The following is a 20,128-nucleotide window of genomic DNA, read 5'->3' as shown; positions in this document are numbered from 1 at the left end:
AACGCTCCCTTTAGCCAATTGCGCCGGCTTGGCGTAGTTGTCCGATGGTTTCCTCGGAATAGCTCAACAGGCTGCCAAGGACGTCATTTGTGTGCTCTCCCATTGCGGGCGGGCGGGTATAGCCCGGCTGCTCCATCGCTGACAGCTTTATCGGGTTGCCCGGCACCTGCACCCTTTTGCCAGACTCCAACGCCAGTTCCACCACCATGTCGCGCGCACGGACCTGAGCGTCAGTGAGAGCTTGCTCAAGATTATTGACCGGGCCGCAGGGAATACGGGCCGTACGGAGTCTCTCAAGCCAATAAGCTGTCGACTCGGTTTTCAATTTCTCATTGATGATTGCCTCGATCTCCGCCTTGGCCGCATAACGCACGGGCTGTTTCAAAAATTCCGGATTACGCAAAGCGGGAATATCCATCTCTTCGACGAAACGCTCAAAAAATGAATCCCCTATGCAGGCCACGATGATATGGCCATCACGCGTCGTAAAGCTGTTGTACGGCACATGCACGAAATGGCTATTACCGATTGCTTCGGGGACAATACCCGACATCAGATGCATGGTCGCCATGTAGTTGAGCATGGAGATCTGCGCATCAAGCATCGAAACATCCACATGCTGGCCAACGCCGCTGCGCTCGCGCTGGACCAGTGCGGCCAAAACGCCCATGGAACCAAAGATGCCGCCGCCCAAATCGCCAATCGGTATGCCGCTGCGCACCGGACCGTCATCCGGGTTGCCGGTGATCGACATCCCCCCGCCCATGGCCTGAACCACCTGATCGAAAGCAGGCCGGTGAATTTCAGGACCAGTCTGGCCGAACCCCGTTACAGAGCAGGTAATGATGCGCGGGTTGATTTTTGATAATGACCCATGATCGATGCCAAGACGCTCCGTGACTCCGACGCTGAAGTTGTCATACACGACATCCGCCTGCCGCACCAAGTCAAAGAAAACAGCTCGACCCGCCTCGGCCTTCAAATCGATGCAGACACTTTCCTTATTGCGGTTAAGTGTCAAGAAATAGGCGCCCATGCCGTCGATCGAATAATCGGGGTCTTTTTCCAGCAAGCGGCGCGTCCCCTCACCGCTATTTGGGGGTTCCACTTTGATTGTGCGCGCGCCCAGATCCGCCAAGAGCATCGTGCCATATGGGCCGGACAGCATATGAGTTAGATCCAGCACGATGATATGTTCGAGCACCATAGATAGTTCTCTGCAGTTTATGTAGTCGCCTATACGGCGACGAATGAAGAAGAAAAAAACAACACTTTAGAATCCACATGTGGGCCACGGCGAACCCCGGTGCCAGCTTCAGCCATGGAGCACGGCCTCATCATCAGATTCGAGCTCGGCAGCGTGATCGTAGTGTCGCCGCCACGCTGCAACCGGTTGCCCGGCACAGGCAAGGCGGCGCAGCACAATGCGTGCCGCAATGCGTCCGCGTCGCGTCTCCGGCCATAGATAAGCCTGCGGCGACACACCGCGTTCGACGGCATCCTCGATCGCGATACGGATCGCAATATCCTCTGGAAGCCCGAATTGCCTCAGCAACCGTTGAAAAATCTCGTCCAACTCGCGATCGAAGGGCACACGGCGACCACCACCATCTCGCCATGGCGAGCGAGGATGCAGCATCAGCACCGGCTGCAAATCGATCGGGATCGGTGCGTTCGCGGCATGAGTCCGCCCGGCCGCGAGTAATTTTGGAAGCAAATGAGTATGCGGGCCTTCAGGGCTATTGCCGCCTGGCGCCGGAATCGGGGCGTAAACCTCAATACGACCGATGGGCGAGAACAGCACGCGATGCGGTTGTGCGCGCAGCACCTCCGTCATGACGGCCTGTCCACCCGGTCCGAATATCGGCCGACCATCCAAGGCCTCAAGCTGGGCGATCAGCGCGATGTCCTCAGTACGCACACAAAACCGGACATGGCCAATGCCCACACCCAGATCGAATAGCCGCATGTCCCTATCCTCATGCCGAAGCGCCTCCCGATCAGGGCCAAGATCGCGCACACCGCTCTGTTGGCACTGATCCGGCTTCGGCAAACAGAAGGCAATCGCCTGGCCCCAGGTCTCGCCGTCGCTCGCAAGCGTATCGTAAGCAATGACCTGCAGGGCCGGGACCGGCGTCACACGCATACCCCCCCTGGACGTGACGATCCGGCACGCGCCGGCATCAAGCGATATGGACGCCGGCTCCTCGTCATCGCGCATGAACTCGCCAATTGCGCCAAAGGTGCCGATGCTCCAACCGTGGCGTGCATCCACGATCATTTGCTCCACTAAGGCCGTGATAGTGATATCGCTCATGTCCCCTCTCTCCTCATGACTGCGCGGCTACGAGCCTGCCACGCTTGTCAAGAACCGAACGACCGTCTCACGGGGGAGGACGTCACCGTACTTTGCATTGATATCAAACAAGTTGGCCCGATGTACTTCGGGTGTTCGATCGCCGACACATTCCTCCGGCACCACAACCCGAAATCCATGTTGAATTCCATCAATTGAAGACGCCCGAATGCATCCGCTTGTGGAACAGCCAGTGAGGATCACCGTGTCGACACCCATTGCATGCAGCGTCGTAGCGAGGGACGTGCCAAAGAAGGCACTCGCATAGTTTTTTATGATGACCAGGTCCTCTGGCTGTGGGGCCACCAAAGGATCGACCTCCGCCAAGGGTTCGCCCTCCACGAGCTTGCGCAATGACGGAACCTTGCGAACGAAAAGTCCACCATCCAGGCCGGACGGGTGAAATGATACTTTGGTGTATATGATCGGAATGCCGGATGCTCGCGCCGCGCTGAGCAGTGGCACGGTGTTTGCGATCGCCTGCACGACACCCTCGGCATAGAGCGGGGAGCCCTGCACCGTATAGGCGCGCACAAAGTCAATGACGACAATTGCCGGGCGGGTCCCAAAACCCACCTCCCCATCAAATACACCTCGGTAGTTTTCCTCAGTAGACTGCGCCATGCCAACCTCCTATGAATCTGTGCGCTGAGCAGGTGCATTGCCGGGCAATGCCGTCCCAATCATGGCATCGCGCGAAATCAATGCTGCCAAGCCCTGCTCGTCCATATTTTCTGTGCCCGCGGGCCGCATCGGCAAAACCAGATAGCGGACATCCGCCGTGCTGTCCGATACACGCACTTCGACATCGGAGGGAATGACTGTCCCAAACTCGGCGAGCACCTTGCGTGGCTCCACAACCACGCGAGAGCGATAGTCCACCGCCTTATACCAATCGGGAGGAACACCCAACAACATGCGAGGATAACAAGAGCATAATGTGCAAACCACGACGTGATGCACATCGGGCGTATTCTCCAGCACGACGAGCTCCAGTGGCGTATTGATCTCCAGATCGAATACCCGATTGATTGCATCCAGAGGGGCCTTTAATAAATCAGCCTTGAATTCCGGATTGGTCCATGCCCTGGCGATGATCTTTGCGCCCAGTGCGGGAGTACGACTATCCTGGATATCGATCTGGCGATGGATATCCGCCTCAGTCAGCACGCCCTTTTCAATCAGCAATTGGCGAATCGCCGTTTCCAGGAGATTCTCGTAGGTGCCCGTAGGATCCTCGTCAACGATGGGCTCATGCGGATGATCGTGATCGTGATCGTGATCGTGATCGTGATCGTGGCCATGTGAAGACATAACTATTACTCCATCAATATATCGAGCCAATGCTCATAGAGATCGGCGATCACGGTATCATTTTCGCCACCGGCATAACTCGGCCAGATATCTTGTTGCCGAAAGCGCACCCTATAGAGCCAGAGCATTGGGAGCCCGGGCTTATGGAAAGCCAGTCGCGAAGGGTCGCGATACCGCCCGACCACTTCCTCAACCCTGCCGATGACGCCACGCAGATAGCACGGTGTACGGCAATGCGCTTCGGGAGTGTGATTGCTGACCTTTACCCAGGCGCCTAAGGGCAAACGTGGAGTATCCATGCCTACTTTTCTCGTGCAGCAGTCAATCGCAGTAACTCAATGCGTTCCTCGATCTCATTTTTCGACAAAACCTCCTGCTCAATCAGCAGGTCTCGGATCGCTCGAATCCATTTATCGTAATACCCGAACTTGTGATACTCGCCTTTGGTGCTCTGCTCGATTGCGCGACGCAGTGCATCAACCTTGAACGCATTGATCTTGGGATTGGAGAGCAGCATCACCAACGCATCGATGCGCTTTTGGTGTAGTGTCAGCGCTGGGGCATGCGGAACCACAGGACCACCCTGGAGCCCGCCAACATCATTCACTTTTCGTTCCATCATAAAAAAACCTCACCATTAATGCGCATCGAATATTTGCACATGTTCAGGACTGATCCTTAAGTTCACACGTGCCCCTGTACGCTCGAGATTAAATTGCGATGCTTCCAGCGCCGTCGAGCTGATCTTGACCGGCTTACCATCGCTCAATCGCGTATGAACCTCGACCAGGCCGCCCTTATATACACATTCCACGACGGATCCGGTTACGCAATCGCCTCCTTTATCCTCCAAAGGAACGAGCTTGATATGCTCGGGGCGAATGCCAAGCAATATGTCCGCATCTCTAAAAGATTGATCGGTTTTTATATTGAGCAGCAACCCCTCGGGCCCCTCGACGGTCAACGTGCCGGTTTCCTGGTTGACAATTGTCCCTGGGAAAAGGTTAGTACTGCCTAGGAAATCCATGACCTCTCTGCTGGCTGGGCGCTCATACAGTCTCGCTGGCTCCCCAATTTCCTTGATTTCCCCGTTAAACATGACTGCCACGCGATCGGCCAGCGACAGCGCCTCCTCCTGATCATGTGTGACGATAATGGTGGTAATACCCAGACGTCTCTGCAATTGCTTAAGCTCGACCTGCATCTGATCACGTAATTTCCGATCCAGCGCCCCAAGCGGCTCATCAAGCAGCAAAATATCCGGGCGTATGACCAAGGCGCGAGCCAACGCCACACGCTGGCGCTGGCCACCTGACAGATTGGCAGGGAAACGATCTCTAACATGCTCGAGCTGAACCATCTCCAGGGCGTCGTGAACACGCACCGCAATCTCAGCGGCCGCCACATGCCGCATACGCAAGCCATAACCGATGTTTTCGCCTATCGTCATATGAGGAAACAAGGCATAGTCCTGAAAGACGAGCCCAACATTCCTCTTGTTGGGTGGTAATCCGCGAGTAGACTTTCTCGCGATCAACACTTCGCCCATCTGCGGCTGAATAAATCCGGCCACGGTTCTCAAAGTCGTCGTTTTCCCGCAGCCCGAGGGCCCTAAAAGGGCCACGCACTCCCCTTGCGCAACGGACAAATTCACATCCTTGAGAATATGCTGTTCACCCAACCACACATTGACACCGCTTAACTCGAGTCCATCCATGATTCATGCTCTTAATTTATGGAGTAAGAAATGATGCGGTACCGCTTTTCTGCAACACCGATAATAATGCTAACAATTAATATATATAGCGTTGAAAACGCCGCAGGCGTCGGGTCGAGGTTTTGCGTTATATAGTTGAAAATCTCAATAGGCATCGTGGTGAGGCCGCCTCGCACCAGAAAAACACTGATCGGATAATTATCAAAACTGACCAGAAATGCGAATAGAAATCCACTGATCAAACCTGGTTTCATTTGAGGCAGAATCACGGTGAGAAACATCTTATACCGGCTGGCCCCCAATGACAGGGCGGCCTCCTCCAATGAGGGGTTGCTCAAGGTCAATGAAGCCACTAGAGTGCGTATGGGATACGCCACGACCAGCACGATATGCCCAATCAACAGGCTATACCAGGTAAATGCCGTGCCGATCAGAATGAAAAACTGAATCAGGGCGATGCCAATCGCCACCATCGGGACCGTGATGGGCGACAATAGAAAAGCCGTCAAAGCCGTACGCCCGGGCAGAGTGGAGCGCGTCAGCGCCAGGCTCCCTCCAATCGCCAGAATGACTGCAACCAACGCGCTGCCGAGCGCTATCAATACACTGACTATTGTCGCATCGAAAATCTTATGGATATTAGCGATATTGCCATACCAACTCAACGAGAATGATTTTGGTGGAAACTCGATAAAAAACGAAGCATTGAATGAAACTATTGCGGTTAAAAATACCGGAAAAACCAGGAATAGAGTTGTTGCCACACCAATAACGGACATGATGGCATCGAAACCAGTCCGGCTGATCGCTTCAGATTTCCGCACGGAAGACCTTCCTGAGAACTAAGGAATAACACGCCACCAATGCAAAAGTGAGCACGGTGAGCATCACAATAATGGCCGAACCCAATGGAAAATTAAGATGGATGAGCATCTGATCTGCCGCCACTTGGGAAATCATGGCCGTCGACGGCGACCCCAGCATCAGCGGCGTGACGTAGGCACTCATACTGACTGCAAAAGCCAGCATGGTTCCGCCAAACACTCCGGGCAAACTAAGCGGCAAGATGATCGTTCTGAATGTACGCCACTCCGTGCCACCTAACGAAAGGGATGCCTCCCGAAAAGAAACAGGCAATCGCAACAACGAACCATAGATTGGCAGCACCATGAATGGAATCGAAAAATGCACCAAGCCCAGGACAATCGCAGACTCGGAAAAAATCAGGCGCACCGGCCGATCGATCATTCCCAGGGCCATAAGCAAACTATTTATCGCCCCGCCATCGGCCAGCACCACGACCCAACCGTAATTACGCACGATCAGGCTGGAGGCAAGCGAGACAAACGTTACCAGCAATATTGTCGTCCTTACCACGCGACCCGAGCGCAGCAGGAATAGTGCCAGAGGGTAGGACGCTAAAAGGGTAATGATGACGGTAACGATGGAGATCCTGAACGTCCGGACTATCGCTCGGACAATACGACCGCTCTCGTATGTCTTTATATACTGATAAAAAGTCAGTCCACCATGAGCGCCCTCATCCGCGCTCGAATACGTCAGGCTCTGGCCTACCAAATTTCCAAATGGTATGGCATAGAATACAAACAAAAACGCCAGAAGCGGCATGAGCATCAACAGCATGCCACCATGCGTATGCCAAAAGCCCTTGCTTTGTGCAGTCGGATTTAGAGCAGTGCTGTTGAGACTCATCTTGCCGCGCCAATAGTTATTCAAAAATAAAAAGTCAAATTATCCAAAAACCTCATTCCACATTTCAGAAATCTTCCTTCTGTTTTTAGACAAGAAAGCCCAGTCGGCATAATTTGTATTTTCCGGCGGACCAATCAATTTCAATGTGTCGGCTGAAGGCGATACATCGATATGCGCACATCGGGCCCGTAACACACTATCTATTTTTTCTTGAAAGTCTTTTTCCAGACTCATATTTATATAGGCGTGCGCCAACTCGACATTTTTCGCGTTGACCGGCATGTTGAACCCGACGATCTCACCCTCTTTGCCTTCCTTGAGGACTGCCGCGGGGTAAATCGGCGCGCCTTTTGTGATAAGCGGCGCAGCGAACGAGACATAAAAAGGAACCAGCGACGCTTGGCCGCTTTGCAGCAACTGCAAGGCCTCCGGCGCACCGTTATACACCGTCACGTCGTTTTTCTTGAGCTTTGCCAGATGCTGAATTCCTGCTTCAATGTCGTATTGGGCCTCCGCCAGCGGTTTGCCTGTCGCAACTTGGGCGGCGGTCACGATCAGACGCACGCCGTTATTCCACGCAACCGGCGGGATGGCTATTTTTCCTTTGTTGGCCGGATCCCACAATTCGGCCCACGACCGTGGGGCGTCTTTGACGGAATCAGTATTAAAGAAAATAGTGTTCATCGCATCCAGCATTCCCGCTGAATGATCATCAGCCATATTGAAAGCATTATTCAGATACTTCCAATTTGGAATGCTGGCTGTATTGAGCTGCCGCAACAGCCCCTCATCACGGGCCTGAAACACCCCGGCTTCTGAAAACTGCATCAGATCGGGGGGATTGTCTTTTTGAGTCTTCAGCATAGCCAGCATATTGCCCGTAACGGACTGCTGGACGTTTAATGTTGCGCCGGTTTCTTTTTCGAATTTTGGATTCAGCTCATCAATCCAGAGTTTGGCCAACAACCCTTGGTTGAGAATGACCGTGAGCTGGCCACTGGCCCGCGCCACAGTGGTGATCCATGGCGCTGAGACGGCCACAGCGCCTAACGCGGCCGTCTTGAGTAGCGTGCGCCTCGAGAGGCTGCTGATTGGCGTACCCGTTCTCTGTTTGTCACGAATCATGATGAAACTCCCTTGGATTTAATTAAGCAGAATGGGGGGCATGCCCCGACTCTGGTATGTTGGAATGCGTTATGTCTTTTCTGTGCGAGTTGAAAGATGTCGGATCCATCCGATCTCTTGCCATCCAAATATGCTCACGCATTTGTGCCGCTGCCCTCTCGCTTTCGCCTGACACTACCGCATTGAATATTTGCCAATGCGAGTGATGACTCTCCTCGATCTGGTGATTGCTAAACGAAAAATAATTTCTTATTGAAGCGGGAAGATTGCTAAATTTCTGGGTTAATTGACGTAATGTGCTGTTCGGGCACGCTCCATACAGCGCATGATGAAAAGCATTGTTGTAGATAAGGAATTGCTCTTTAAATTCACTCCCCCCTTCATCAGCATCATCCGGGCCTCGGGCCAGCAACTCTTCAGATGCATGCAGTGCTTGCTCCATGATGGTGCGAGCGCTGTGTCCCAACCCCGAAAGCGCCGTCAACCTCACCGACTCGCCCTCAAGCAGGACTCGACAGTCATAGATCTCGAGAATTTCCTCAGAGCTATAAATCTTGGCCCTAATGCCCTGGCTGTAGGTCTCTAGGACGCCTTCGGCAAGTAAAAGCTGCAACGCCTCTCGAACAGGAGTACGGGACATCGCCAGCCGCTCGGCAAGCACCGTCTCCAGCAGACGCTCACCGACGCCGATAGATCCGTCAAAAATCATTGCCCTTATGCGATCGTAGGCATCGAGATTCAGCGCCATGGCCAGAAATCCTTATCGAATTTTGCGTATACGCAAAATTCTACGTGGTTACATTTTGTATGCTTATAGTTGCTAAATAGCTATAAGAGCGGCAAAAGTACATGAATAAGACGGGCTATGCAAGCTGTTCTGCGCTTAATATTCACGAAAAAAGAATTTTAACAATTAATGTATACGCTAAAAATACATATTTTTACTATGCTTCCATAGTTGCTGAACAATAGTATTCGTACGATTTGATACAATAAAAATACGTATAATCAATTAGTTATAAAAATATCTTTGGAAATTTTCATAAATAAGGCCATCATCATCAGTTTTTCCAGTACCGATGAAAGGCTTGTATGTAACTAATTGAATCTTACAGGATCGGTATAAACACCTAGCCGGGATAGCACGCCGCCTCATGCGCAATCCGGGTAATCGAGGGCGTAAAAATGACTGTCGCCGCTAGGGGGGTGCGGATGGGGATCAGCACACGCCATGTGCGCCGCTTGTTTCAGAACGCAGGCAGCGGCTTTCCGCCTTTTTATTGAGTGAGAGGCTGGCGCGTGCTCACCGGCTGTTATCGCGCGTTTGAACGCACTGCTGCGTGAGGCATTGAAGTCTCAGGCTTTTTTCAGGAACTCGGCCTTGAGCATCACCGCCATGCCATCGACCTTGCAGTCAACCTCATGATCGCCGTCGACAATGCGGATACTTTTGATCTTGGTGCCTTTCTTGAGGGTACTGGATGAACCCTTGAGCTTGAGGTCCTTGATCAGGATGACGGCATCCCCGGTCACCAAAGGATTGCCATTGCTGTCCAGAACCACGCGGACGTCGTCCACTGAACCAACGGACTCGGCCTCGACAGGCCATTCATGCGCGCAATGCGAACAGATATAGTGACCGCCGTCCTGGTAGGTATCCTGGGCGGCGCATTCGGGGCAATTCGGAAAATCAGTCATGGATGCAGTCCAACCTAATCATTTTCGTTTGGGCTTGTTTCACTTCCGTCAAGGCTCGTTCCACTGTTACTGGGACTTGCCTCACCGTGACTATAGCTAGAACCAGGGCCTGGGCGCGAACTTATCGCGCGGGCTACCGGGTCGCGCTGCGCCAGCGCCCAGGCGACATGCTCGCGCACCAGGGCGCTTTCGTGGTCGGCGCGGCTGTGTAGTGCGGCACGCAGTGCCCGGGCCTGTTCCGCATCGGCGGCCTGGCGCAAGGCGTTGCCCAGCGCCACGGCAATGTTGCGCAACCAGCGTTCGTGGTTGATGCGCCGGATCGGCCCGCCCTCGGTGCGCTTGAGAAACGTTGCCTCATCCCAGGCGAACAGCTCGACAAGCTGCCGGCCGACCAACGGCGAACGCTCGTCGAAGTCGGGCAGCTCGGTGGTCTGCGCGTACTTGTTCCAGGGGCAGATCGTCTGACAGTCGTCACAGCCATAGATATGATTGCCCATTAGCGGGCGCAGTTCCTCGGGGATGGGGCCGTGATTTTCTATCGTGAGGTAGGAAATGCAGCGGCGCGCATCCACCACGCCCGGCGCGACGATGGCCCCCGTAGGGCAAGCGTCGATGCAGGCGGTACAGGTGCCACAATGCGCGCTGACGGAATCGGTGGGCGCCAGGGCGAAGTCCACAAAAATTTCGCCCAGAAAGAACATCGATCCCGCATCGCGCGAGAGCACCAGGGAATGCTTGCCGCGCCACCCCTGGCCGCTGCGGCTGGCCAGATCCTTTTCCAGCACCGGCGCCGAGTCTGAAAAAGCACGATAACCAAACGGGCCGACCAGTGTCTCGATGTGATCACACAATTTTCGCAGGCGCGCACGCACCACCTTGTGATAGTCGCGCCCCCGCGCATAAAGCGAAACCACGCCCTCGCCCGGTTCCGCCAGCCGGGCGCGCTCACGCGCTTGCCAGTCGGGCGGGGTGGTGCCGCGCGGCAGATAGGGCATGCGTGCGGTGATCACGCTGACCGTGCCCGGAACCAGTTCAGCCGGACGCGCACGCTTGAGGCCATGCCGCTCCATGTAGTGCAGGTCGCCGTGATAACCGAGGGCCAGCCATTGCAACAGCTGCGGCTCGGCCGAGGACAGATCCACCCCCGAGACGCCGATCTGGGAAAACCCGAGCTCGCGCGCCCAGACCCGTATCTGCCGCAGCCACTGGACGCGATCGGCATTTTTTGGCGAGGATGGGGTTGCTAAAGACGTCGTCATGCCACTGCAATTCTCTGTACCGCCCTCAGAATCGCCTCAGGATGCGGCGACGCCGGCCACCTGGCGCAGCACGCGCTCAAAAACCTCGGGCGGCTGCCCGCCCTGGACGAGGTGTCGGTCATCCAGAATGATGGAGGGTACGGACTGGATGCCCTGCTGCGCGTAGAATCGCTCGCGCTCACGCACGTCCGCCGCGTACTCGTCGGAATCGAGAATCGCGCGCGCGCGTTCGACATCCAGCCCCGACTCGCCGCACAGCCTGACCAGCACATCATGTGCACTGGGATTTTCACCGTCCGTGAAGTACGCCTTCAGGAGCGCGTGCTTCAGGTTCAGCTGATGGTTCAACTGATGGCCTTCGAGGCCAGCCCAATGCAGCAGCCGATGCGCATCGAAGGTGTTGTACGTGTGCGTGCGCTTGTCCATATTGAACGTGAAACCGACTTCACGGCCGCGCGCCGTGATGACTTCCCCGTTGTGCCGCACCTGCTCGGGTGTCATCCCGTACTTGCGCGACAGGCGCTCGACGGTATTCTGCCCCTCGGGCGGCATATCCGGGTTCAGCTCGAACGGCTGGAAGTGAATGTCAGCCTCGAGCTCGCCATCCAGCCTGGACAAGGCGCCCTCCAGCGAAGCGAGCCCCACCGCGCACCATGGGCAAGACACATCGGAAACAAAATCGATCTTGATCCGGGCGGTCATATGTGGCTCCTGCTAAGGGGATGGCAATGTCAATATTCTATCCGAGGGTGTAATGACCCAGCGGAACCTGCACAGGGGGGGTGCGGACAAAAACCTGGACTACACCAGCTGCTCGACGACCTCGCGCCTGGCTGGCGCCTACTGTGAGGGGGGCTTACGAACGACACTTTGGCAGGCACATCATTCATGACTCTCCGCCAGCGGGTCGTGACGGATGGTAGCGGTCGAGGATATGACTATCGGCAGTCAGGTCCTCTTGGAAAACTTGTGATACGGCGTCGATGATCTCCGTCCATACGCCGGGCTCGCTCAGCACCGGCATTTGCTTGGCCAGAGCATGGCTCAGTTCACCCTTGTTTTGCTCAATGAATCACCCCGGGTTTTGCGGAGGCTCCAAACCTTGAGAGAATGGAGTCATGGCAAACCAAACGAAGTTTTCCCCGGAAGTGCGCGAACGCGCCGTGCGGCTGGTGCAGGAGCATCGCGGCGAATACCCGTCACTGTGGGCAGCGGTCGGTTCTATCGCCCCGAAGATTGGCTGTACGCCGACTACGCTGTTGGATTGGGTCAAGCGCGCAGAGATCGATAGCGGTGTGCGCCCCGGCGTGAGCAGCGAGGAACGCGAGCGCCTCAAGGCACTTGAACGCGAGGTCAAGGAATTGCGCCGAGCCAATGAGATCCTCAGAACAGCGAGCGCTTTTTTCGCCCAGGCGGAGCTCGACCGCCAACTGAAGAAGTGAACGCCTACATCGATGGGCATCGAGATCTGCACGGGGTCGAGCCTATCTGCCGGGTGTTGCAGGTCACCCCGTCGGCCTGCAGGCGCCGTGCTGCCCGGTGCCGTAATCCGGCACTACGCAGCCATCGAGCGCAGAGCGACGAGCAGCAGATGGTCGATATCCGTGGTATTTGGGGCTGGAACTTCCAGGTTTACGGCGTCCGCAAAGTCTGGCGCCAGATGCACCGGGAGGGCAAGCCCATTGCCCGCTGCACGGTTGAGCGCTTGATGCGGCACATGGGCATCGGAGGGGTGCGCCGGGGCAAGCGGGTACGCACGACGGTCCCGGACCCATCCAAGCCGTGCCCGCGTGACCTGGTGCGTCGGGCATTTCACGCCGATCAGCCCAACCGCCTGTGGGTGACCGATTTCACCTATGTGTCGACTTGGCAGGGATGGCTATACGTGGCCTTTGTGATCGACGCCTATGCCAAGCGGATCGTGGGGTGGCAAGCCAGTTCGTCGATGAGCACCGACTTCTTGCTCGATGCGCTGGAACAGGCCTGGTATGACCGGCGGCCAGATCCATCCGATGGACTGATTCACCACTCCGACAGGAGGGCCCAATACGTGTCAATTCGCTATTCTGAGCGGCTGGGCGAGACGGGTATCAATCCGTCGGTAGGCAACACGGGTGACGCCTACGATAATGCACTGGCCGAGACCATCAACGGGTTGTACAAAGCCGAAGTGATTCACAACTGCGGCCCCTGGAAGACCAAGGCTGCCGTCGAACTGGCCACACTGGAATGGGTGGCCTGGTTCAATCACCAGCGGCTGCTGGAATTGATTGGAGACATCCCGCCGGCCGAGGCTGAACAACGGTACTATCAGCAGCCCACAATCCAGGCTGCGGAGCCCGTTTTACTTTAACCAAATGGCCTCCGCGAAAACCGGGGTGATTCAGTAGAGCCGTCAGGCCGCTGGATGATGGACACTGGAGCCCAAGGTGCCGCAGCCGATAGCTTGCTGCTGATGCACGCGCCCGCCGCCGAACCCAGTTCAATGCCGTCACCCGTGTTGGTCTCGGGTGCCAGCGATACATGATGATCACGATCGGCCAAGTGGTCGAAATGTGCGCGGCGCAGGGCGATGTTCTGCGGGAAGCCGCCAGCGGCAAGAACAACACCCAGCCGTGCAGCAATCCGTAGACGTTGGCCGTTCGCCTCGATGACGGCACCGGTGACGGCCCCGTTATCGTTGACGAGCTCCACGACTTGCGACGACAAACGATAAGGAATCTTCATGTCGAGCACGGTATTCGCATGCGCCGCAGGGTGTTCGACTTGGGCGAGGGCTCTCCAGATCGAGACTTCATCGGCGCGGACTGGAAATCCTTCAATGCAACCCTGCTGAAGAACAAGCGCGCCGGATACTACATCTCAAGAGAGGAGTTGGACCCGGGCGTCACTGGTGTTGCGGCACCGATCTTTGGCGACGATGCCGCGGCCATGGGCAGTATCGTCGCGGTCTTTCGAGGCAAAGCCCCCCCCATGCCTCGGAAGAGGAACTCGTGCAGCAAGTGGTCACGGCCGCTGGGCAAATCACCGCCGAGCTTCAGGCGACGGCCGACGCGAGCAAAGCCGAATCAGCAAGGACGGGACGCTCACCCAGCAGATGAGCGCGGCATCGGTGAGATGCGTGCAAGCCGCAATGGCGCAAGTTATCATCCTTGGCAACACATCAACCCCGGAAAAGGCTAAGGAAATGGACCAGGCCCTGCAAAGATTGCGCCAGTTTCGCGACGATCGCGACTGGCAGCAGTTTCACAATCCCAAGGACCTGGCGGTAGCCCTGAGCATCGAGGCCGGCGAGCTGTTGGAGGCGTTTCTATGGAAGGCGCCCGAGGCCGCCGATCCCGAAAAGGTCAAAGAGGAACTGGCCGACGTGCTGGCCTACGCACTGCTGCTGTCCGATGCCTACGGCTTCGACCCCCAGCAAATCGTCCTGGATAAAATCGAACGCAACAAGGAAAAATACCCGGTCGACAAAGCCCGGGGCAGCGCGAAGAAATACAACGAGCTATGAGCCAGGCGGACCTTGTCGAAGTCAAGCGATACGGATTTTCCCCGGAGGCCTTGGCGAGCATACAGACACATGCACACGCCGCAGGCCATTGGCCGCTGGTCTATATCCTCAGCGACGGCGCGACGCGCAATGCCTACGTCGGCGAAACCACCGACACACTGACCCGACTGGGCACCCACCTCAAGCATCCGCACAAGAAACGGCTGACCACGGTGCACCTCATCAGCAGCGAACGCTTCAATAAATCCGCCACCCTCGACATCGAATCCTCGCTGATCAAGTATATGGCGGCCGACGGCTGCTTCCGGCTGCTGAACGGCAACCTGGGCCTGGCCGATCACAACTACTTCCAGAAGGACGCGCTGTATTCGAGAGCCTTTCGCGAAACTTGGGACAAGCTGCGGGCGCACGGCGTCGCAGCGCATTCCCTGGAGTCCATCGACAACTCGGATGTCTTCAAGTATTCGCCCTACAAATCCCTGTCGGCCGACCAGCGCGAGGGCTTGATCGAGATCATGCGGGCACTGTTGAACCCAGGGTTGAAGAATCTCATGGTCGAAGGTGGGGCCGGCACGGGAAAATCCGTCCTCGCCATATTCCTGTTCAAGCTGATCCATACCGATGATGCCGAACTGGAGCTGCACGAGTTTTCCGAAGAGGAGGCCGAGCTGCGCGAGCTGCTGGTGCAGATCAAGGCCCTTTATCCCCGGCCGCGCATGGCCCTGGTCGTGCCGATGGCGTCGTTCCGGAACACCTTGAAAAAGGCGTTCCGGAACATCGCCGGCCTGCGCCCGGACATGGTCATCAGTCCGTCAGAACTGGTACAGGGATCCTACGATATTGTGCTGGTGGACGAATCGCACCGGCTGCGCAAACGGGTGAACCTGGGCGCCTACTATGGCGCCTTCGACAAAGCTTGCGCGGCCCTGGGATTGGACAAGAACACCTGCAGCGAGATCGATTGGGTCACCCAACAGTCAAGCAAGGCCGTCTTTTTCTATGACGCGGGCCAGAGCATCAAACCGTCCGATGCGAACGCCGCCGATTTCCAGGCCATCAAATCGTCGCCCGACTCGAAGGTCATGCGGCTGGTCTCCCAATTCCGGGTTCAAGGAGGCTGGGACTATGTCCAGTTCCTCGATGATCTGCTGAACGTGCACCTGCCCGACACCGGGACATTTCATTCCAAGAAGTACGAATTCCTGATGTTCGACAAGCTATCGGACATGGTGAAGGAAATCGATCGACGGAATCAGGCGCATGGCCTTGCGCGGCTGGTCGCCGGCTACGCGTGGCCGTGGGTATCCAGGAAAGACCCGGATGCATACGACATCCGGATCGCGGATGTCCAACTGCGCTGGAACAGCACCACCATAGACTTCATCAACACACCGGGCGCCGAGCACGAAGTCGGCTGCATTCACACGACCCAGGGTTACGACCTGAACTATGCGGGCGTGATCTTCGGCCATGAGATCCGCTATGACGCGAAGCTGGACCGGATCGTCATCGACAAGGAAGGCTACCACGACCGCAATGGCAAGCAGACCATCGACGATCCAGAGGAGCTGAAGCAATACATACTGAACATCTACAAAACCATCATGCTGCGAGGCATCAAGGGAACCTTCGTCTATGCGTGCGACGAAGGCCTGCGCAACTACCTGAAGCGGCACATACCCGCCTATCGATCCAATGTCGTCCCGCTGGCCAAGCCGGCTGAAAAGCTGGAGCCGTACGTCAACGCGGTGCCTTTTTATGACCTGCAGGCTGCCGCGGGCGGTTTCAGCGCGCTGCAGCACGTCGAGCACGAACACTGGATCGCCGTGCCGCAGGGCATGCCAATAGGCAAGGACATTTTCGCCTGCCGGGTGGTCGGCGAATCAATGAACACGATCATTCCAAACGGCGCCACCTGCCTGTTCCGCCTGAACCCCGCCGGCAGCCGGAACGGCAAAATCGTGCTGGTCGAATGCGACGACATCCAGGATGGCGATGCGGGCTCGCGATATACCATCAAGGAATACGAGAGCATCAAGGTCGAGACCGACGACGGATGGCAGCATCAGAGAATCCTGCTGAAGCCCCGATCCGATGATCCCGACATGGCGACCATTGAACTCGGCGACGATGACGCGCATCGTTATCGCGTGGTCGGCGAGTTTTTGGGCGTGATTGATTGAGGGTTTTGAGGCTGGCCCGGGACGACCGCAATAAGTCGGATCCGGCATCCGGCCGACTCACATTCCCGCCCTGCCGACTGTTTTCCAGCCCTTACGCAATCAAGCCCGCCTGATCAGTGGCGGCGCTCAACCCCCAGCTCGCCGAGATTCCGGACCATGTCTTGCGCCGACGTTTCGGGCCGGACTTGAGTATCGATCTTCAAGACACGGCCGTCCTTGCCGATATAAATGGTATGCCGTTTGGCAACGCCCAGCAGGCCCAGCACCCCGTAGGCCTTGGCCACTGACTTGTCTTCATCGCTCAGCAAGGGGAAATCGGCTTCGGTCTTTTCCGCGAAGTCGACGTTGTCGGCCAGCGGGTCGACGCTGGCCATGAAATACGTCACATCAAACTGACGGATCTGGTCGCCGCTTTCCGCCAGCGACTTGCATTCAATCGTGCAGCCATGCGTGTTGGCCTTGGGAAACCAGGCCAGCACCACTGCCTGCTTACCGCGATAGTCCGACAGCTGATAAGTGCCGCCATCGGCCCCCGGCAAGCGGAAATCGGGAGCCATATCGCCCACCTCGATCGCACCGGCCAGACTGGGAAACGCGATGAGAGACACCGCCATCAGCGTTGCGGTGATCCGATGGATGACCTGGGATTTGAGGTTGGAGCCTCGAGGCGCATTTTTCATGCCTGAAGAATGACATGCTTTTCGGACATTTAAAAGGGTTGTCTGGAACAAGTGACATTTTTCGGGCAATCATGAGGGGCTTGAAGAACTGGTGCGGGGCCGGAATCACACGACGGCCGTAAAGGCGGTGTTCATGAGGGTTTTGGGGATTTCTTATTTCCCACGCTTGGTCACCCTCACGCAGTTGCGCTTCGCTTCATTCGCTGTGATCAACTGATGGCGGGACTTGCACCCGCAGGAGTGCGCCCATGCCGGGCACACCACAGAAAAGGCCTGCCCCTGTATCGGCAGGCCTTGAAATCTGCGGCCACGCTAGGCCGGCGCTGGCCGCAGACGCTTCGCGGCTTTACCAACTACACGCTCACAGCGCAGTTGGCAAAAAGCTTACTTATCGGCGCCTTGCTCTTCCTTGTCTTTTTGGTTCTCGTCAGACTCGGATTCTTGCTTGGATATCTTTGGGGCTTTCCAGTTAAGCGGTGGCGTGACGATATCTTTCCAGGCGACACGTTTAGGTGTAGAAATGGTTTTCCTCCCAAAGCAATGTGGCAGCACACCGTGCGCCGCCACTACAACTGTATAAGATATCAGTGATTCAGCATTATGTCAAGTCGGTAGGGCGGAGAGGCAATCCAAGCGGCCGATATCCCTCGAATCGATGGCGAAGGTTCCCAGCTCTATGTCATTGCGGGGGGCGTCCGTCGAGTGCATGGCCCTATGGCACTCAACGGCGGCGCACAAAGTCTTTACCGCCGTATCGCATCAGGCGATTTTTCCGCTCCGGTATCGCTCGGTGGACGAGCTAACCTGCATATTTCGTCACCGAGCCGATCATGCTGATTTTTCGGCCTGACGGGTCGGTAGCCGCAGCGTCTGCATTTTCAGTGGCGAGCAGACTGCATTTTTCAGCGCCGCAGGCGTAATTCCCCCAACCCTCGTTCGTTTATAACGTGCGGGGGCCAGCACTTTTCAGCGCTACGGGGCCATGGCACGCGCCGCGTGCGCGCAGACGTGGCGCAAGGGGTGGTGCGAAGCCAGCAGGATGCGAACCCGTCGGGTATTGCGCACGATTTGTGTTTTTTTAGCGCGGCCACCGACACAGCTTGACGATCGAGGCCGTGTATCCGTCCAACCCTCAATTATCATCTGAACAGGTTTTTACCGGGCTTTCACAACCTCTATAATCCGCGCATGAGCACGCAGCCATCCCCTTACCTCCCGCACAGAGCCTCGACCATCGAGCAGATCACCATCCGAGGCACGATGCCCTATAGGATTCACCGGTGGGCGCCTAAAAACGGCTCTGTGCTTAACGCACCACCTCTTCTCCTGACGCATGGTTGGATGGACATCGGAGCCTCCTTTCAACGCTGTGTCGATTATCTGTCCGCTGACCGAGAGGTCATCGCGTTGGACTGGCGGGGGTTTGGCGGCAGCTGCGGCTCACAGCCCGTCGACAGTTATTCGTTCCACGACTATTACGGCGACCTGGATGCCGTCATTGACTACATATCGCCGGCCTCTCCAATCGATCTGCTGGGCCACAGCATGGGCGGCAATATTGTGATGGTCTATGCGGGCACATGCCCCACGCGCGTTCGTCGCCTGATCAATGTCGAGGGCTTTGGTCTGCCCCGGTCCGACCCGTCCGCAGCGTCTGCTAGGCTTGCTCAATGGCTGCAGGGCCTGAAATCGCCAACGACATTACGCTCTTTTGCGAGCGAGCAAGAGGTCGTTGAACACTTGAAGCGCAGAAGCCCGCTGCTCGAGCAGGAATATGGGCGCTGGCTCGCGCATCATTGGGCAGAGCTTGGAGAGGATGGTCGCTGGCACATTGCGGCGGATGCTGTGCATAAACGTGTCAACCCCCTTATCTACCGGTGCGATGAGGTCGTCTCCACGTGGGAGGAGATCCAGGCGCCCGTTCTGTTGGTGGAGGGTGGACATGACGGCCAGGGGTGGCAGGGCAATGATAAATACCCTCGTTCTGAATTCGAGGGGCGGCTGAGCAAGGTCCGGTCTGTTGAGCGCAGGGTTATTGATCGAGCGGGGCATATGGTCCATCTCGATCAGCCTGAGGCACTGGCTATAGCGATCGAGGCTTTTCTCTCAGCAGCTCGCTGATCAGGCCCATAGAGCTGGGGCCTGTCATTAATTTCGTGTTTAAGGCATAACATGCACTCAAGGAGTGATTATGCCTCGCAAGACGAAGACCCCACCGCCGGTATTGCCGGTGATTCCCGCCGAGCTGCTTGAACAGTTCGGCAACGGCCCGATGACGGCTGAAGCCATTAATGCAGCGACGCTGGCCCTGAAGAAGGCCTTGATTGAACGGGCGCTGGCTGGTGAACTCAATCACCACCTGGGTTATTCGCCCGGCACAGCCAAGCCCGCAGCGGTCACCAACCAGCGCAATGGCAAGGGAGCCAAGACGGTGCTGACCGAGGACGGCCCGATCCGCATCGAAGTTCCCCGTGATCGGGACGGCAGTTTTGAGCCCATGTCAAGGGTCTTCCAGATTTCCCCAGTTGGGGTCACGCAAATTTCCTCACCCGTGTGGCCGTCATTCGACGGCTGG

Annotated in this window: 21 protein-coding genes and 1 other annotated feature; of the genes, 5 read left to right on the top strand and 16 right to left on the bottom strand. The window is 56.5% G+C overall.

Going from position 1 to position 20,128, the window contains the following annotated elements; all coding sequences use genetic code 11:
- Nucleotides 1-10: 10 nt before the first annotated feature.
- The 14 genes from ABS761_RS15195 to ABS761_RS15130 form a co-directional block, all read right to left on the bottom strand.
- Nucleotides 11-1,207: a CaiB/BaiF CoA transferase family protein gene (locus tag ABS761_RS15195; protein ID WP_350409182.1), complete on the bottom strand. Its 1,197-nt coding sequence runs from the start codon at nt 1,205-1,207 to the stop codon at nt 11-13.
- Between the two features lie 108 nt (nt 1,208-1,315).
- Complete coding sequence (locus ABS761_RS15190; protein WP_350409181.1) at nt 1,316-2,317, bottom strand: DUF6925 family protein; 1,002 nt, start codon at nt 2,315-2,317, stop codon at nt 1,316-1,318.
- A 27-nt stretch (nt 2,318-2,344) separates the two neighbouring features.
- Nucleotides 2,345-2,980: an N-carbamoylsarcosine amidohydrolase gene (locus tag ABS761_RS15185; protein ID WP_350409180.1), complete on the bottom strand. Its 636-nt coding sequence runs from the start codon at nt 2,978-2,980 to the stop codon at nt 2,345-2,347.
- 9 nt (nt 2,981-2,989) lie between these two features.
- On the bottom strand, nt 2,990-3,670 hold the full coding sequence (locus ABS761_RS15180) for a nitrile hydratase subunit alpha (RefSeq protein WP_350409179.1): 681 nt from the start codon (nt 3,668-3,670) through the stop codon (nt 2,990-2,992).
- 5 nt (nt 3,671-3,675) lie between these two features.
- A complete protein-coding gene (locus ABS761_RS15175; protein WP_350409178.1) occupies nt 3,676-3,969 on the bottom strand; it encodes an SH3-like domain-containing protein in 294 nt (97 codons plus the stop codon).
- A 2-nt stretch (nt 3,970-3,971) separates the two neighbouring features.
- A complete protein-coding gene (locus ABS761_RS15170; protein ID WP_350409176.1) occupies nt 3,972-4,292 on the bottom strand; it encodes a hypothetical protein in 321 nt (106 codons plus the stop codon).
- 15 nt (nt 4,293-4,307) lie between these two features.
- Nucleotides 4,308-5,387 (bottom strand): ABC transporter ATP-binding protein, encoded by a 1,080-nt coding sequence (locus tag ABS761_RS15165; RefSeq protein ID WP_350409175.1) that lies wholly within the window; start codon nt 5,385-5,387, stop codon nt 4,308-4,310.
- Between the two features lie 11 nt (nt 5,388-5,398).
- Entirely contained in the window at nt 5,399-6,211 is an 813-nt protein-coding gene (locus ABS761_RS15160; RefSeq protein WP_350409174.1) for an ABC transporter permease, read from the bottom strand.
- Nucleotides 6,198-7,100, bottom strand: a complete 903-nt coding sequence (locus ABS761_RS15155) for an ABC transporter permease (protein ID WP_350409172.1) — start codon at nt 7,098-7,100, stop codon at nt 6,198-6,200. Before ABS761_RS15155 ends, ABS761_RS15160 begins: the two co-directional genes overlap by 14 nt.
- Nucleotides 7,101-7,139: 39 nt before the next feature.
- Nucleotides 7,140-8,225 (bottom strand): ABC transporter substrate-binding protein, encoded by a 1,086-nt coding sequence (locus ABS761_RS15150; protein WP_350409171.1) that lies wholly within the window; start codon nt 8,223-8,225, stop codon nt 7,140-7,142.
- 22 nt (nt 8,226-8,247) lie between these two features.
- Nucleotides 8,248-8,973 (bottom strand): GntR family transcriptional regulator, encoded by a 726-nt coding sequence (locus ABS761_RS15145; protein ID WP_350409170.1) that lies wholly within the window; start codon nt 8,971-8,973, stop codon nt 8,248-8,250.
- Between the two features lie 608 nt (nt 8,974-9,581).
- The gene (locus tag ABS761_RS15140; protein ID WP_350409169.1) at nt 9,582-9,923 is read right to left on the bottom strand and encodes a zinc ribbon domain-containing protein YjdM; all 342 of its coding nucleotides are present in this window, start codon (nt 9,921-9,923) and stop codon (nt 9,582-9,584) included.
- A gap of 14 nt (nt 9,924-9,937) precedes the next feature.
- Nucleotides 9,938-11,116 carry a tRNA epoxyqueuosine(34) reductase QueG gene (gene queG / locus ABS761_RS15135; protein ID WP_350409269.1) on the bottom strand — a complete coding sequence of 393 codons (1,179 nt, stop codon included), beginning with the start codon at nt 11,114-11,116 and terminating at the stop codon, nt 9,938-9,940.
- Nucleotides 11,117-11,218: 102 nt separating this feature from the next.
- Complete coding sequence (locus tag ABS761_RS15130; RefSeq protein ID WP_350409168.1) at nt 11,219-11,884, bottom strand: DsbA family oxidoreductase; 666 nt, start codon at nt 11,882-11,884, stop codon at nt 11,219-11,221.
- Between the two features lie 416 nt (nt 11,885-12,300).
- Between ABS761_RS15130 and ABS761_RS15125 the strand changes: the two genes are divergently transcribed.
- Nucleotides 12,301-13,535, top strand: a protein-coding gene (locus ABS761_RS15125) for an IS3 family transposase (RefSeq protein WP_350409167.1) whose coding sequence is annotated in 2 segments (ribosomal slippage) — nt 12,301-12,580 and nt 12,580-13,535 — 1,236 coding nt in all. Because the reading frame shifts where the segments join, the coding sequence is not laid out codon by codon here.
- Nucleotides 12,579-12,695 (top strand) — a sequence feature (AL1L pseudoknot). (Overlaps the previous gene by 117 nt.)
- Here ABS761_RS15125 and ABS761_RS15120 read toward each other — a convergent pair.
- Nucleotides 13,532-13,918, bottom strand: coding sequence for an FAD-binding protein (locus tag ABS761_RS15120; RefSeq protein ID WP_350409166.1), 387 nt, complete (start codon nt 13,916-13,918; stop codon nt 13,532-13,534). The two genes, ABS761_RS15125 and ABS761_RS15120, sit on opposite strands and share 4 nt — an antisense overlap.
- A 184-nt stretch (nt 13,919-14,102) precedes the next feature.
- Between ABS761_RS15120 and ABS761_RS16950 the strand changes: the two genes are divergently transcribed.
- Both ABS761_RS16950 and ABS761_RS15110 read left to right on the top strand, forming a co-directional pair.
- Complete coding sequence (locus ABS761_RS16950) at nt 14,103-14,690, top strand: nucleotide pyrophosphohydrolase (RefSeq protein WP_502881453.1); 588 nt, start codon at nt 14,103-14,105, stop codon at nt 14,688-14,690.
- The gene (locus ABS761_RS15110; RefSeq protein WP_350409164.1) at nt 14,687-16,873 is read left to right on the top strand and encodes a DNA/RNA helicase domain-containing protein; all 2,187 of its coding nucleotides are present in this window, start codon (nt 14,687-14,689) and stop codon (nt 16,871-16,873) included. Before ABS761_RS16950 ends, ABS761_RS15110 begins: the two co-directional genes overlap by 4 nt.
- A gap of 113 nt (nt 16,874-16,986) precedes the next feature.
- Here the strand turns inward: ABS761_RS15110 and ABS761_RS15105 are convergent, their stop codons facing one another.
- Nucleotides 16,987-17,553 (bottom strand): peroxiredoxin, encoded by a 567-nt coding sequence (locus tag ABS761_RS15105; protein ID WP_350409163.1) that lies wholly within the window; start codon nt 17,551-17,553, stop codon nt 16,987-16,989.
- A 1,188-nt stretch (nt 17,554-18,741) separates the two neighbouring features.
- Between ABS761_RS15105 and ABS761_RS15100 the strand changes: the two genes are divergently transcribed.
- Complete coding sequence (locus ABS761_RS15100; protein WP_350409162.1) at nt 18,742-19,674, top strand: alpha/beta fold hydrolase; 933 nt, start codon at nt 18,742-18,744, stop codon at nt 19,672-19,674.
- A 70-nt stretch (nt 19,675-19,744) separates the two neighbouring features.
- The coding region (locus ABS761_RS15095; protein ID WP_350409161.1) for a transposase at nt 19,745-20,128 on the top strand (384 nt) is incomplete at its 3' end.

It is taken from the genome of Castellaniella sp. GW247-6E4 (assembly GCF_040276065.1).
Lineage (GTDB): Bacteria > Pseudomonadota > Gammaproteobacteria > Burkholderiales > Burkholderiaceae_B > Castellaniella.
Note: the sequence above shows the minus strand (reverse complement) of the source record. Positions and strands in the feature narration are given on the sequence as shown.